The organism is Microbulbifer maximicatervae (SeqCode), assembly GCF_052468095.1.
This window is the reverse complement of the sequence record NZ_CP174332.1, coordinates 1,141,077-1,154,527: the sequence shown is the minus strand read 5'-3', so window position 1 is coordinate 1,154,527 and position 13,451 is coordinate 1,141,077. Positions and strand designations below refer to the sequence as shown.

General features: G+C 40.6%; 16 protein-coding genes. 1 reads left to right on the top strand and 15 read right to left on the bottom strand.

All coding sequences use genetic code 11. The annotated features are described in order from the left end of the window. Window positions 1-3 precede the first annotated feature (3 nt). Window positions 4-792: a TauD/TfdA family dioxygenase gene (locus tag ACJJIL_RS05035; protein ID WP_282933761.1), complete on the bottom strand. Its 789-nt coding sequence runs from the start codon at window positions 790-792 to the stop codon at window positions 4-6. A 550-nt stretch (window positions 793-1,342) separates the two neighbouring features. Between ACJJIL_RS05035 and ACJJIL_RS05030 the strand changes: the two genes are divergently transcribed. Next, window positions 1,343-2,011 carry a FecR family protein gene (locus tag ACJJIL_RS05030; RefSeq protein ID WP_282933762.1) on the top strand — a complete coding sequence of 223 codons (669 nt, stop codon included), beginning with the start codon at window positions 1,343-1,345 and terminating at the stop codon, window positions 2,009-2,011. A 270-nt stretch (window positions 2,012-2,281) separates the two neighbouring features. On the opposite strand, the gene ACJJIL_RS05025 is transcribed toward ACJJIL_RS05030, so the two are convergent. The 14 genes from ACJJIL_RS05025 to ACJJIL_RS04960 all read right to left on the bottom strand — a co-directional run bounded on the left by ACJJIL_RS05025 (window position 2,282) and on the right by ACJJIL_RS04960 (window position 13,428). Beyond that, a complete protein-coding gene (locus tag ACJJIL_RS05025; protein ID WP_444936417.1) occupies window positions 2,282-4,222 on the bottom strand; it encodes a hypothetical protein in 1,941 nt (646 codons plus the stop codon). A 259-nt stretch (window positions 4,223-4,481) separates the two neighbouring features. Next, window positions 4,482-4,790: a macro domain-containing protein gene (locus ACJJIL_RS05020; protein ID WP_445355894.1), complete on the bottom strand. Its 309-nt coding sequence runs from the start codon at window positions 4,788-4,790 to the stop codon at window positions 4,482-4,484. Continuing rightward, complete coding sequence (locus ACJJIL_RS05015; protein ID WP_445355893.1) at window positions 4,766-4,948, bottom strand: hypothetical protein; 183 nt, start codon at window positions 4,946-4,948, stop codon at window positions 4,766-4,768. Before ACJJIL_RS05015 ends, ACJJIL_RS05020 begins: the two co-directional genes overlap by 25 nt. Window positions 4,949-5,025: 77 nt before the next feature. Beyond that, on the bottom strand, window positions 5,026-5,958 hold the full coding sequence (locus ACJJIL_RS05010; RefSeq protein WP_445355892.1) for a hypothetical protein: 933 nt from the start codon (window positions 5,956-5,958) through the stop codon (window positions 5,026-5,028). A 415-nt stretch (window positions 5,959-6,373) separates the two neighbouring features. Continuing rightward, a complete protein-coding gene (locus ACJJIL_RS05005) occupies window positions 6,374-6,493 on the bottom strand; it encodes a transposase (protein WP_445355891.1) in 120 nt (39 codons plus the stop codon). A 188-nt stretch (window positions 6,494-6,681) separates the two neighbouring features. Continuing rightward, complete coding sequence (locus tag ACJJIL_RS05000) at window positions 6,682-7,290, bottom strand: energy transducer TonB (protein WP_445361313.1); 609 nt, start codon at window positions 7,288-7,290, stop codon at window positions 6,682-6,684. Between the two features lie 89 nt (window positions 7,291-7,379). After that, complete coding sequence (locus tag ACJJIL_RS04995) at window positions 7,380-7,739, bottom strand: hypothetical protein (protein ID WP_445355890.1); 360 nt, start codon at window positions 7,737-7,739, stop codon at window positions 7,380-7,382. A 102-nt stretch (window positions 7,740-7,841) separates the two neighbouring features. Further along, complete coding sequence (locus ACJJIL_RS04990; RefSeq protein ID WP_445355889.1) at window positions 7,842-8,294, bottom strand: hypothetical protein; 453 nt, start codon at window positions 8,292-8,294, stop codon at window positions 7,842-7,844. Window positions 8,295-8,613: 319 nt separating this feature from the next. Next, window positions 8,614-9,087, bottom strand: a complete 474-nt coding sequence (locus ACJJIL_RS04985; RefSeq protein WP_445355888.1) for a hypothetical protein — start codon at window positions 9,085-9,087, stop codon at window positions 8,614-8,616. A gap of 146 nt (window positions 9,088-9,233) precedes the next feature. Beyond that, window positions 9,234-9,707 carry a hypothetical protein gene (locus ACJJIL_RS04980; protein WP_444911326.1) on the bottom strand — a complete coding sequence of 158 codons (474 nt, stop codon included), beginning with the start codon at window positions 9,705-9,707 and terminating at the stop codon, window positions 9,234-9,236. A gap of 83 nt (window positions 9,708-9,790) precedes the next feature. Continuing rightward, window positions 9,791-10,624: an alpha/beta hydrolase family protein gene (locus ACJJIL_RS04975; protein ID WP_282933238.1), complete on the bottom strand. Its 834-nt coding sequence runs from the start codon at window positions 10,622-10,624 to the stop codon at window positions 9,791-9,793. A 441-nt stretch (window positions 10,625-11,065) separates the two neighbouring features. Then, the gene (locus ACJJIL_RS04970; protein WP_445363674.1) at window positions 11,066-12,430 is read right to left on the bottom strand and encodes an IS4 family transposase; all 1,365 of its coding nucleotides are present in this window, start codon (window positions 12,428-12,430) and stop codon (window positions 11,066-11,068) included. A gap of 227 nt (window positions 12,431-12,657) precedes the next feature. Beyond that, window positions 12,658-12,960, bottom strand: a complete 303-nt coding sequence (locus ACJJIL_RS04965) for a hypothetical protein (RefSeq protein WP_445361311.1) — start codon at window positions 12,958-12,960, stop codon at window positions 12,658-12,660. Between the two features lie 84 nt (window positions 12,961-13,044). Beyond that, window positions 13,045-13,428, bottom strand: a complete 384-nt coding sequence (locus tag ACJJIL_RS04960) for a hypothetical protein (RefSeq protein WP_445361310.1) — start codon at window positions 13,426-13,428, stop codon at window positions 13,045-13,047. Window positions 13,429-13,451 lie beyond the last annotated feature (23 nt).

The window sequence follows — 13,451 nt, the reverse complement described above, 5'->3', positions numbered from 1 at the left end:
CCGTTAAGCAACCCTCGATATAGCAGGCATATTAAAACGTATTCGTTTAAGGTGCCTTTTCCTATCCTTAATTCCTGTTCTTGCGTGAAGGTATCGTCGATTATCCAATAACAATATCTGATTATTATTCAACCTAACCTTAAACATATTATGTGGCAACGATATTTTTAGCTCCAGCTCACGTAAAGCATCAAGCTCATCTGAAGAGCAATACTCACGCTCGATAATATCATACCTGTATCTGAAACCATGGCTCTCATCAATTAAGGATGCCTCTATAAACTCAGACGACTTGCGAAACTCTTCAGGAACACGCAGTTTAAACTTACTACTTGAAAGCACCTGGAAAGTTTTATCGGAGAGGCTCTCGATTATCCTGTCGGCACAGACAAGAATATTTTCTCCGCCGCCATGCATATCAGCGTGCACAACGAAGAGACCAAAGTAGCCAGGCATCTCCGATTCAAAAGCACCGTCATTGTGCAAGAAGAATTCTCTATCACTATGAGATATGGCCAAGGCCTCATCGCCTGTCTCACCACCAATTCTCACATCCCAAACCGTTCGCCCCATAGAATCATGCTCATGTACCAACCCAATGGTATTGACAATATCCTCCATCACTTCAGCAGAATCATCAGAAAATTTGAGATGGATAAGCGCAATCCCCTTTTTAAACAGGGCTATCTTATAACTTTCATACTCTATGTCCGAACAGGACCCAAGTTCAAAGCAGCAGTAACTTGGGACTCTAAGTGGCATGGCATGCGATGAAAAATAGAGTGACGACATTTTCAGCTCCCTTGATGAACAATTCCTTTACGATTCCCACAATATGAACTTCTACCCACAAGATAAAAGGAGCAATCTTTATGCCAAATATCACATATGTACCAAACTCCTACGTCTCCAACTTTAGTCCCTGATGGCGTTTAAAGCTCTTTAACACCGAAAACCAGTGGAAACTCTCTGAATCGCCTATCACAAAGTAACCCAGGCCATCCTAATAAGGCCTTGTATATTTCACAAAACAGCAACAATCCACCCGTTCAGGCCAAGATAACCTACCTCCAAACAGATAAAATTTATCGTAGTGCGGCAAAACCACAGCGAAATAGCTCTCTAGTCATGACCATTTAATAAAACCACAACAAATACCCCTTAAAAAAGAAAAGAAAGCATCGCAAAATAAGAGCCAATATCGGGGACAAGCATTCCCTATTAATTCCCCACTCAGGTGGAATAATAAAAAGTCAGGCGCTAACAATAGAATATATAAAGCGGACCAAGGTCACACCTATAAGGACCAATTCTGCCATCGAGCCAAGCCGAGGGGAAAAGTATGGAAGATTTAAAGACACGGGAGCCATTTAAATGCCGTTACCAAACAGCCCCCAAGGAGATATCTAAACAAACCCTCCCCGATGGCAGCCATATAAAGTTGAGCGCCACAACTAAAGTACTCGTCAATTATTCAGAGACACGCAGACGCATACGTCTATTAAATGGGGAGGCCCAAATAAGCATTTGTAAAGAGGTAACCTGGCCATTTATAGTAGAATCACGACAAGCATTGATCCGTACACATAAGGCCACTTTCAATATTGACCAGCGATATGGAGTAACAGAAGTCACTGTTCTCGAAGGGAAAATCACTGTCAGCCCAGTAAAACAAAATAAAAATCGCGCCGAAATAAAGAAAGGGGAGATGCTCAAAGTAACTGAGCACAACACCGGTGCAATCAAAGATTTTGAGGTTTCCAGCTATAAGGATTGGGGAAGTGGATTTACAAAGGCTGATAACATCAGATTAACAGAACTTCTAATATCGCTAAATCGCTTTACAAATACACCACTTGTGACGAGAGACCAGAACACTAGTAGACTACTTGTTAGTGGAGTTTATGACCTGAATCATATAGAAGATACCGTCCTCTGTCTGAGCAAATCTTATAACCTGAAAGTCACAAAAGAAGAGTCTCACACAGTGTTAGAGCTGCTTCCAGAATAATAACCTAGCTTGTTAAATACCAACAAAAGTCGTCTTGTGTACCTAACAATAAAGATAAAACAGTACTTTTCTGTAATTCTACCAGCAAATACGGTCAATCTTAGGGGCTCAGTATTACTAAAAATACGTAGTTTGCTAGCCTAGTACCCTCAGCTGGCAAGGGGTACCAGGAATTCTCTTTCTGGTCCAGAGACTCCGAACCTTGCCAGCTTTTTTTATCACTTTGACTCAAAGTAAGTGACAGTAGAACCAAAGAAAAGACAGTAAATCCTACTCAACCGTGTCCTTATCTTCTTGCCTCAAATAACCAGCCGCATTTTCATCTTGAGCTAATTGTCCCTGTTCTGTCATTGGCAGAGCACGACTTTGCTGATTAATAGCATGAATATTCGAAGTGTTTTCCAAGTCTCTACTGCTTGTAATGGAGGCAATAGACTCTCTATCTTTCAAGAAACTAATTACGTCATCCCTGATTTCAGATAAGTCGCGTTCAGACTTATGCATTTCAAGTATATGCCTTGGATACTCCAAGTTTCTCATGCCAGAAGCCGCAAATGTACTTGAGACAACCCTGGTTACTATCACCCAAGGCGTAATCGAACTTCTGACTAGTACATTTTCAGAGCGAGTACTGTCATGTATTCCAGTGCCCGTTGAGATCTTAGATTCAGTGAATGTCCCTTCGCATTTAAAATACACCAATAGTGATTCAAACTGCATCTCAGCAAAGAAGATATGTGACGCATTGACCAACAATCGAGCAAATGTATTAAGAATAAATCCTATCAAAAGCAGGTGAATTAGCGTCATACAGAGAGCGCCACCTGCTGAAATATACTGTTCTAGCAGAGCTAAGCGGCCAGCTTCCCCCTCTAAGGCGCCAAACTCCTGCTTAATGGCTGTAATAGATTCCGGCTGAAAAAAGTGAATAACATCAATCAAAGAGTATGCCAGCCAAATAGCTAGCGCAGTAACAACGATATAAAGCGCATTACCTGCGAAAAGACTAATATCGCGAATCAGCCTGAATTTTTCACCCAAATCAACAGGACGAACCGTAGGTTGTACTTCCTGGATCATTTCCCCATTGAATGAACCTTTACCATCCACTTGCTCTTCAAGTTTTGGATCAAGCTCTCTGTAAATACGATTGGGCACTTCCTTATAACGACGATTTGCCATCACAAGGTTATCCAAGTTTATAAAGATTTCCTTCGGGTGAACCGATTCCTGCCAGTTATCCCTTAATTCAGAAACCTCAGTGACTGGGTTTGCTATTTCGCTTCTAAAGCGCAGCATATAGACAACAGCAAAACTACAAGCAGCGCCTACAAATATAACCCCAAGAATATACAAGAACGGGCTAAAGCTCGGTAAAGCCTCAGTCAATACACCGGACACACTGATTATTTCATCTAGGGAAGTAGTACCTTCCCCCTTAAAAGCCTCAACGCCTAAACTTAACCCCAATCCCAGTAACAGGGGCACCACAATCGAGAATAATATCGTTTTTGCAATACTTCCCCCCGTAAGGCTCGCTACACTTTTCTGGGCTTCCCGTGAAATACCTTTACTCGCAGAGTGCCATACAATCAATGTATAAAGTAAAGCGATGGCAGAGTACATCGGGAATAGCTTTTCTCCCATATCACCAGCAAAACCACTGAGACAAATAAAAGCGACAATGACATATGAGAGCAAGACAGTTAATGTACTTACCCATGCGCCAAACTGTGCCTGAGCCATATTTCGAATGGGGTATGGCATATAAAGCAATTTAGGGAAGATACTGTGTAATACCCGAGCCAAGAAGCCCTTAGGCTCTAGAAAGGTTGGATTCTTCCGGCCAACTAACATCTCTTCTAAGCCGGAAGCGGTATAAGCCACTTCATTTTTCTCTTCTGATGCCGTACTCGTTTCAGATTTAGAATGGTTAAAAGCTAATGATACGGGATGATTTCGACCAACAAAGAAGCGCAATAAGGCCAAAATGCCGCCTGATAGAGCCCTGATACCGCCGACCAGTAGAATTGCCCCCACTACGACAAGCACCCAACCACTTACGGGGTCCGACTTCACTTGGCCAGCAGCGATAAACAGCAAGATTAGGGCAACAAGAAACTGAACTCCCCCCCTAATTGCGGTAACCCGGCCTTCTTTCTTAAAAGGGTTCTTCAGGCCCAAATCAATCGAGCCGTAATCAAACGCCATAGAGTATCCCCTTAGTACTGGTACTTATGCTTAACGCCTTAATCTGCTAAAAGAAGATGTACTTCTCAACTCAATGCAGCTTAAGGCTTTCCTGACTATTTTTCACTCACTTTCTATAAAGATACTTGCTATGCACTAGTAAGCTAATTGCAGCCCTCTATGTGTTGTATGTATTTCTGTATAACTGGGTATTCTTGAAGGCTTGGATAAGGAGTTATAGGCTGCTCGCATATGGCCTGTACAACGCCTAGCCGATAAGTTACCTATACCTGTTCCCACATAGAATCGAGTTAATTCTCTCCGGGGAGTTTGATCTGTTAAATGGCTGCACAGAGTTTAAGATTGCTCGAAAAACGTAATATGCATTTAGCGTATTGGAAACATCTTCCGGCACTCGCATAGTTGGAGCTGATATTAAATATGGCCAATTTTCATGAGAGGTAGGTACTAATACAGCTGATCCTATCGGGAATTCACCATGAAAGTCGGATTTGATCCGTGCTTGCACCCGATCCTCTACTTGAAAACCGAGCCTATCCCTAATTAGCAAATCCAACCCACCATCCATAATTCCGAAGCTATTAGCAGGGCTAACCATTGCGTCAACTGGCTTGGAAAAAAATCACCCTCGAAAACGCCTACAATTTCAATATCTTCAAATACTGGACTCCAAGCTTCCACAAGCTCCTTGGATTTATCAATTAAGTAGATTTTATCTGGCAGCATAGGCAGAACCTAATGTTAAATAACACTCATATCATATTTAGAAAACATCATACATGAGCCTACTATCATGAACCCAACTAAAGTCCCTCACTCATTGTTTCACGACATAATCTTACATACTTATCAGCTTTACAATGAATATATTTATCATCACTGTTTTTTAAAAGAGAAACCAAATCAATAGAAGTATATTTAAACCCAACTGGCCGGCCAATTTCATCGATTAATTTGTTACACAGTACGGCAATACAAGATAATCTAACCCAAAGAATTGGTGTATCCTTGAGACAAAACCCAGACATGACATCAACAAGGGGCGAAAGTTTATTCACAAAATCAACATTCACAAGCTCGTCAGAAAATTCTGAAAAAGACATACATCGCATTATTGACTGACCTTCGTGAACAACTAGAGCATTACCAATATTCGACAGTACATCAAAAAATATATGTTCTTTTTGTGTTTTCCAATTAGCCTTAGGGTGATGGCAAATAACTTTTGAGCCAGACAGCATAACAAACAAAGCTTTCTTAAATTCTAGTAACTTAATCGATGAATCATCTACAGCGAAATCAGCATACGCGACCTTGCTTTCTATAAGCTCTGCAAGACAGAGAAGTCTAGCCAAACGATATATGGTACTTTTACCATAGTGCCCACCCAAATTAATACTATATGGATTTCTTGGCATCTCTGATACCCTGACTTTAAAGTCTCGAGCAGCCAACAAAAGCTGAAATTTTAATGGCCCAATAGCGTGATAAAGACGAGCCCTGGCCTCAAAATTATACTTAATATCTGCGTCATGCTGTTTTAAATATAGTTCAACATCTTTCCTAACCTGACCATCTTGCTCACCTTTAAATGCATCAAGTGATTTTTCAAGCTTAACCCTATGGACTTGCAAATCTTTTTTAAGCCGATGAGAAACAAGTAATTTTGTTAGCCAGACAGCAGTAAAAGAAGAAACCCCCAATGAAGAAATAAATGTAACTATGTCTACTTCCATGACTCAATATTTCCATACTTAATCTAACTAAAGATGCTACCGACGGTAGCATATATCTTATCTTTTATGCTGACCATCAGAGCTTATCATTCATTGTGATAATAAAAAGTCAATAAATCCACAAAGGCCCTTCCAGGCATACCAAAGTGAAAATTTTATCCATTGAAAATCTTTAAACTCTAAGTAGTATAATAACTGATATACCGAGTGTATCAGGTATACCGTTGTACTCTCTTCGTGAATCATATAGGATAGAGGACTTTATCAAGGTAACGTTACCTCTTAGCGAACGTTAAATACGTCCTTTTTATTAGTAAACCTCAGCTATTTATCACTTCGAATATTCAATATGATCCATGCCATTGAATTACACATCAAATAGCCTCTTAAAATAAACTTGCCAGATACAATTTTGCTACACGCTGACGCCTAGCTCTCGCGCCACAGAAGCCGTTGTTGCTCCAGGCTTTTCCGCTCTCTTAACTGCTTCTCTACGGAACTCCTCCGTATACGCCTGAGTTCTTTTCTTACCCATGATACACCTCCGTGTTAGGCCTAAACCTAACTATACAGGGTGTCTACTAAACGTGGGTAAGTCTTACATTTAACGCCGCAATCAGATGCGGCTTATTTTGTGTGTTTTTTGCTCAAAAATGGGAGCACAGCGACCGTGCAAGAAGTACACAAAGTAAAACGTCGACTGCATTGCTTTGTTATGTGAACTTAATTCACCGACTCTTCCGGAATTCCAAAGTTTACTCTACTTCTAACGCCAGTTACCTCATAGGCTTTGCCATCAATTACTCGTGGTAAATACTTGTCATTAGAAACGGAAAACAAAGCAGTTCTATCAAAAATACCAGCTGGTTTAGATTCGATAACTATGGCATCTTTAACTTCGCCATTTATTCCAATCGTAAATTCAACTAATACATATCCCTCAATCTTCTTTTCTAGCGCATCTCTGGGATAGTATTCTTTACTTTTTTGGATTAACCAGAAATCTCCGTCAATTAACTTGTTATCTCCTTGAAACTTTTTATATTTTCCTGAATATATAGATTCCTGATAGACATTAAGAACAGTTAGGTAAGAGTCTTGCTCTTCCTCTGGACTATTAGCTATAGAGAGCTTTGCTGCCTCTAATTGCTGTTTAGCTTCAGCTACTCTACCAAAATGGAGGTAGCACCTTACTCTATGTATTTGATGCCAGGTGCTCTCCTGCTCTTTTCGTTTCTCGCTGCAGGCTACATCTCTTGTGTGCTCCATGTTTTCTTGAGTTGCACAAGAAGAAATTAGGATTAAAAGTATAAATTGCAGGAGAACTTTCATTCTAAGACTACTTCAACGCATAACGGCGCGCGCCTTTCGCGCGTCTAGTGGAGGCTGTTTTTCGGCCGAAACGGTGTTTGAGTACCTTGTTATGAGCTGCATATATCAATACCCTTTTTCCTAAGATAGGTGATGAGATGATAGTTATATGCTTCTGCATAAACTGGCGCAATTACTTGATACTTTCTTTCTGCGAAGCTATCTATTACGTCGTCAATCTTTAAATACCTAACATTGTTGCCGTATTCGCAGCTCTTATCAATGAGAGGAACTTCGTTTAGAAGCATGCCCGTAAGGCCAATCAGCCGTAAATCACCATTATCAGCTGCAGAGATAGCCTCGCTCTCTGGATTGGCGTGTAAAATCCAGTCAAAACCCCCTCGGTAATTCTCGGGGCTTGTACAAGACGCCATTAATAAAGCTATAAAAATTACTCTAAAAACACTCATACTTTGAGAGGCTCATAACGTCGCAATAACCGGCGCGTGTTAGCGCATCCAGCGGAGGCCGCTTGCGGCCGCAGCATAGTTAATTGCTTTAATATATTTTACTCACAATTTCTCAAGGACTGAGTAGCCATCATTATCTAGAGTCAGCGAATAACCTCCAATAAAGTCTGCTGCAGCAATTGCCCTAACTGATGATATTGAAACACCAATACTTGAATAGTATTTTTTTATAGCCGCATAGTTACGATTATTTACCTTAGTCTGGCAGTCAGTTTCTGTTATGCCGCACTCGTCAGAATCATGCATGATCATTACAGTTCTTCCATCCTCACTTCCAGCGATACGCATCTTGCTACCTTCAATGGATACAACTCTAGTAGCGCCACTAATGATGTTACAGTCCTTGGATACACCAAAACTTGAACATCCTGCTGTTGCGCCATTGATAGGATCACTATTTCGAGCATCCTCCACGGATAGGCTCTTAACTGCTTGAACATTCACACATGCGGTAAGAACCATTCCAACTACTGATACGAACAATATTTTTTTCATTTTTAAAAACTCCATTACTTGAAACTAAATATAACGAGGGTGTAGAAAATTCATCCCTCTTTTCGTACTGTGCTTCTACGTGAAAAATAGCCTGTTCATCAGTTAAAGCTAGATCAGAATTCACGTAAAATCACCATTAGCCGTCAATATTTGATCACACCTAAGAAAACAAAGACATAAATTAGTTTTTCTACAGCCTGAACGCCGCGTTCAGGGGCGACCAAAGCGGCGCACCGCCTTGTGTATAATGTGAGCGCAGCGAATTACACAAAAAAGGTGCATAGCTTTGGGAGTCCACTGCAACGCCTTGTTAGCAATTTTATCCAGGCATGCAGTAATTGTCATAAGAGTCCAACCACTGTTGCGTGATTTTCTGACGCTCGACATTAGTACAAACGACCATGTTTTGATCAATTTGTGTAATAGCGATAACAAAGCCCATTTCATTTTTTGGGAGATACTCAATAGCTGGAGTTATCACATGCTCACCAATTGAACTAAACAATTCTTCTTTGGAGTTTACTTCGCCAGGAATAACACTATTGGGGTTGCAAGTAAGAAATGTTCTCTCTACTTCAGATTTACGATCAAATACAAAGCCCGAATAACTACAAGAAATACCCTTCTGTTGTGCATTCGCAATGTAACCGGATACAGCAACTTGCCGCTCATCAGGGGAGAACAAAGATGGTATTTTTGAAGCAGCATAACCCAAGCCTACCAGCACCAAGATAATTAAAAGGGCATAATTTTCGAACTTTTGCCACTTGGTTTTTCCCATTGACACATTCATAAAAACTCCAAATTACTTATTATTGCTAACGCCGCGTTCAGAGGCGATCGAAGCGGCGCACCGCCTTGTGTATAATGTGAGCGCAGCGAATTACACAAAAAAGGTGCATAGCTTTGGGAGTCCACTGCAACGCCTTGTTAGCAATTTTATCCAGGCATGCAGTAATTGTCATAAGAGTCCAACCACTGTTGCGTGATTTCCTGACGCTCGACATTAGTACAAACGACCATATTTTGATCAATTTGTGTAATAGCGATAACAAAGCCCATTTCATTTTTTGGGAGATACTCAATAGCTGGAGTTATCACATGCTCACCAATTGAACTAAATAATTCTTCCTTGGAGTTTACTTCGCCAGGAATAACACTATTGGGATTGCAAGTAAGAAATGTTCTCTCTACTTTAGATTTACGATCAAATACAAAGCCCGAATAACTACAAGAAATACCCTTCTGTTGTGCATTCGTAATGTAACCGGATACAGCAACTTGCCGCTCATCAGGGGAAAACAAAGATGGTATTTTTGAAGCAGCATAACCCAAGCCTACCAGTACCAAGATAATTAAAAGGGCATAATTTTCGAACTTTTGCCACTTGGTTTTCCCCATTGACACATTCATAAAAACTCCAAATTACTTATTATTGCTAACGCCTAAATCAGGTGCGCCGTAGGCGTCACCTGGATTTACTTGTTAGCACTACACTACAATGTGCTCACAAAGTGATTAATTATAGATTTTTTAATTTCTGGAGCTGTTTCTTTACTGAAACCATGACCGGTTTTATAAGAATTATGTACTACTTTGTATTTAAAATTTTTATTCTGTAAATACAACTCTATGTCTTTGGACATTTGATAGGAAGGCCAAACTTGATCATTTTCTGCTGAAACCATTAATATAGGACCGTTTATATTCTCAAACTTAAATAATGACTTCTTCACATTATTTAAATTTCCTAAAGCAACGTTAAACCTGTCTATTAATTTTGCATTTGAATCTAATCCTAAGCCTAAAGCTGGAATATCTTTATCTTTAAACGTCCAAGCAGATTTTGGTATTGTTAGTCCATACCATGCAACTTTGCTTGGTGTAGTAACAGCTATTGACTTAATTCTAGAGTCCATTGCAGCAAGTAAAAAAGCAGCTTCAGAGCCACGAGAACCACCGACTATACCGATCCTAGAAGAATCTATTGACGGATGTGATTCTAAATAATCAATTGCATCAACAAAATATTCCATTGGAATTTGGTCTAATGTTTTAGGAAGCCCTTTTTCTTTAAAGTATGCTAGCGCAAGAACGGCAACACCGTGAGGGGCGATCATTTCACCATTAGCATTACCTGTGCTCAATCCACCTTCAGAGCCACCAAAAGCAATTACTACGGGTAACTTATGTTCAATTTTAGGTAAATATAGATTAGCAACTAAATTTTTATGTTTTACCTTACTTGTTTCGTATTGATAATTTTCAGCTTTTAATGAAAAAGAAAATAATGAAAAGGTTAAAAGAAAGAACGGTATAAATTTTTGCACGCCATCTCCTTGTAGTGCTAACGAAAATAGATATGCGGAACCGTTAAGAAAGTTGGCAGTGCCTTTGCGCAAGCAAAGGGAATGACAACTTTTAGGTTTCCGCATAATCGGGTTGTTATTTGTTGCTCGTGGCACTGTGTACAAATTCACTACAAATATCTTTCTTTTGTTTTCTACCACGATTCGGAGAGAGAAACTAGCAGCACTAGGTTCGCGGCCTTGCTTCGAAGCGGCTGCGCCGTCCGCATTAACTTCGTTATGCGAGCGTCGCTGAAGCTTCGAAGCTTCGAAGCTTACATGAAGGTCGAACCGTTGACTATGGGCTTTCCCGCCAATACTGTTTTTTTATACAGCAAACTAATAGTTACCTGCTATCCTTTATTGAACCCCCGCAAATCTGGAGCGAGTGACCAATAACGCCTTGCCTGTGTTTTATACACATTATTTAAATCCATTTAACACCTCCGCTGCTTCAATATAATGGAGTAACTTAGCATATCCTTGCCAAACAGTTTTAACCCCTGGCTCGCCATCCCCTTTACGTCCTAGAAATCCCCCTAGGCCTGCCAACATACGCGTTATATCTCTCATGCTTGGAGGTATATTCGGTGGGGAACTTTTATCTCGCATCATCCATACCATGCGCCATTCTTTTTCAGAATAAGCACTCGTACATGGTTCATCAGGAAGACTTCTTGCTTGTGTAGTTATCGAATGTAGTCGCCATCCAATAATCATATAGATCGCAATACAATTCAACATTCGCTGCTCTGTTCTAAAACGATTACTTTCTATCTGGCATCCGCCTTTTACCACCCGAAAATAGGTTTCAATTTCCCACCGGCTTCGATACCACTCAATGATAACTCTCGCCTGCTTAAAGTCTTCAACTGGAAGATCAGTTAACAGCATCCACTCAATGCCTTTTTCACCCTCTGGTGGGGTTAATTCTTTAGCCAATACAGCATAGAGAGAAAGTGGTCGTTTAGATTTTCCTTTTCCTAGCAACCGTATCTCAGTAGTGGATACGTTGACCTTGGCTTTTCTTCCAGGCTCTCCATTCCGTTTGGGAATATCTACCGTGTATAGACCGACAGATTTCTGCTCATTCATATGATCCCAAAGCAAAACCGTTTCTTCTCCATCGAGCTCTAAAGTGCGATTGGCCTTAGCTCGAACGATATAGCTCGCCCGCCGCTGTTCACTTTGCTCTTCAGCCAGCTGAAACCACTCATGAATATCACCCTCTCTATCAGCAATACTCACAATTGTGCTTTCAGGGCAGTGCTCTTGTATCTGACAAGCCGTTTCGTAATGGTCTAGCCAGCGTCGACTCTCCTTATCCTTTATCGACTTGGTATAGCGGGAATTAGAACTTGATTCCTTATCTCTCTGCCACATACTACCTTCAACAACACCCAAATTAACTCTGGATGGTGTTATCGCGATGGAGGTGTGCAAGAGTTGTTGGTTGGTCTCTTTACGCCTAAGTGTTCCCATCTCTTTACTTTCTAGGTCAGTGGCAAAATTTAGAAAGGTAGTATCTTGTGGGATAAGAACAACAGGCTGCACTTTGATTCTCTCAAGAGTTGCCGATTTATGACCGCTCATAATAGAGTCAAAGTTGACTTTATCATTTTCTATAAAGCGATAAGCTGCAAACGTTTCTGCCCAAGTTTTGTTTGCACAAGGAATGCTATTGTTTGGGTCTGAACTTAAATTACTGAGAATATTAGACAAGCGCTTATTCAAGCGTGTATCACCCATAACCTGATTTTTTACTTCGTCCATGACCCAGTCCTGCATAATTATCCAGCCAAATCTGTAACTCTTACTAGGCCAAACTGTAACTTATTGATTTACATAATAAAACTTAAAAAACTTGTGTATAAAACTTAGCGCCTTGCTAACCGGCAGGCAAAATACTGAAGCTTTTGTGCGACAATTTGCGAAGCAAATGCACAAAAGAAGCAGTGTTTTGACTGTCCAGCGGAGCCGAAGGCGCAGCGTTGGTTGAGCAACTTGTTAGGAGTTTACTCACCTCCGTTATCTCCCGAATCACAACTATCGAGAGTGCCCCCACAATACTTATCTTTAGTTTCTTGAGTACTAATTTTCCGTTTTCCTGAAGTTAGTAGCTGGCGGTCTTTTTTATATTCGATATATGATAACACCGTAAAGACTACAAAAAATATCTCCACTAAGATAAAAACAAAAGATATTTTTTCGCCTGAAAGTACAAGTTTGTACACTGGATAGAGTACTGATATAGCTACCAATAATAGAAAGTATGAAAATGATCGTAACACATACTTTTCTCTACTTACTTGGGCCATATTGACTCCTAACGCCCGCAGCATGGGCCGACCGAAGCAACGCGTAGAGAGGTCCAGCCCGTAGGGCGAACATGGCTGCGATTGTTATATGCTTTCATATGCCTTTAGTTTATACCGATAGCTCTCTGAGCCATCTTGGTTGTACATGCCATCCTTTTCAAGTGGCAGTGGGTTTGGACATTTAACCTTAGCAGTACCACTCGATCCTGGCTCTCCGAAGTTAACACTGCCCTCAATAACCACACATGAAGAAGTAACCGGATCGGTATTGAGGATTAATTTTACTCGCCCCTCATAAACGGTATTTCTTTGCTCGGGCGTTACTCCTTTTCTCATTGAAATCTGAACATCGGATCTGTTGTAGAACATAATGTAATCATCAGAACCTGCAGACAAAGGGACAAGATGCGCTTGATGAGAGCAACCGATTAAAAATCCAAGTAGAGATAAGGATGCATATTTCTTCATAGGTGCTTACTGCATATAACGCT

What these genes read in the sequence shown, in the direction of transcription:
- ACJJIL_RS05035 (WP_282933761.1), bottom strand. Translation starts at nt 792, where the DNA reads ATGTCGTCACTCTATTTTTCATCGCATGCCATGCCACTTAGAGTCCCA.
- ACJJIL_RS05030 (WP_282933762.1), top strand. Translation starts at nt 1,343, where the DNA reads ATGGAAGATTTAAAGACACGGGAGCCATTTAAATGCCGTTACCAAACA.
- ACJJIL_RS05025 (WP_444936417.1), bottom strand. Translation starts at nt 4,222, where the DNA reads ATGGCGTTTGATTACGGCTCGATTGATTTGGGCCTGAAGAACCCTTTT.
- ACJJIL_RS05020 (WP_445355894.1), bottom strand. Translation starts at nt 4,790, where the DNA reads ATGGATGGTGGGTTGGATTTGCTAATTAGGGATAGGCTCGGTTTTCAA.
- ACJJIL_RS05015 (WP_445355893.1), bottom strand. Translation starts at nt 4,948, where the DNA reads ATGCTGCCAGATAAAATCTACTTAATTGATAAATCCAAGGAGCTTGTG.
- ACJJIL_RS05010 (WP_445355892.1), bottom strand. Translation starts at nt 5,958, where the DNA reads ATGGAAGTAGACATAGTTACATTTATTTCTTCATTGGGGGTTTCTTCT.
- ACJJIL_RS05005 (WP_445355891.1), bottom strand. Translation starts at nt 6,493, where the DNA reads ATGGGTAAGAAAAGAACTCAGGCGTATACGGAGGAGTTCCGTAGAGAA.
- ACJJIL_RS05000 (WP_445361313.1), bottom strand. Translation starts at nt 7,290, where the DNA reads ATGAAAGTTCTCCTGCAATTTATACTTTTAATCCTAATTTCTTCTTGT.
- ACJJIL_RS04995 (WP_445355890.1), bottom strand. Translation starts at nt 7,739, where the DNA reads ATGAGTGTTTTTAGAGTAATTTTTATAGCTTTATTAATGGCGTCTTGT.
- ACJJIL_RS04990 (WP_445355889.1), bottom strand. Translation starts at nt 8,294, where the DNA reads ATGAAAAAAATATTGTTCGTATCAGTAGTTGGAATGGTTCTTACCGCA.
- ACJJIL_RS04985 (WP_445355888.1), bottom strand. Translation starts at nt 9,087, where the DNA reads ATGAATGTGTCAATGGGAAAAACCAAGTGGCAAAAGTTCGAAAATTAT.
- ACJJIL_RS04980 (WP_444911326.1), bottom strand. Translation starts at nt 9,707, where the DNA reads ATGAATGTGTCAATGGGGAAAACCAAGTGGCAAAAGTTCGAAAATTAT.
- ACJJIL_RS04970 (WP_445363674.1), bottom strand. Translation starts at nt 12,430, where the DNA reads ATGCAGGACTGGGTCATGGACGAAGTAAAAAATCAGGTTATGGGTGAT.
- ACJJIL_RS04965 (WP_445361311.1), bottom strand. Translation starts at nt 12,960, where the DNA reads ATGGCCCAAGTAAGTAGAGAAAAGTATGTGTTACGATCATTTTCATAC.
- ACJJIL_RS04960 (WP_445361310.1), bottom strand. Translation starts at nt 13,428, where the DNA reads ATGAAGAAATATGCATCCTTATCTCTACTTGGATTTTTAATCGGTTGC.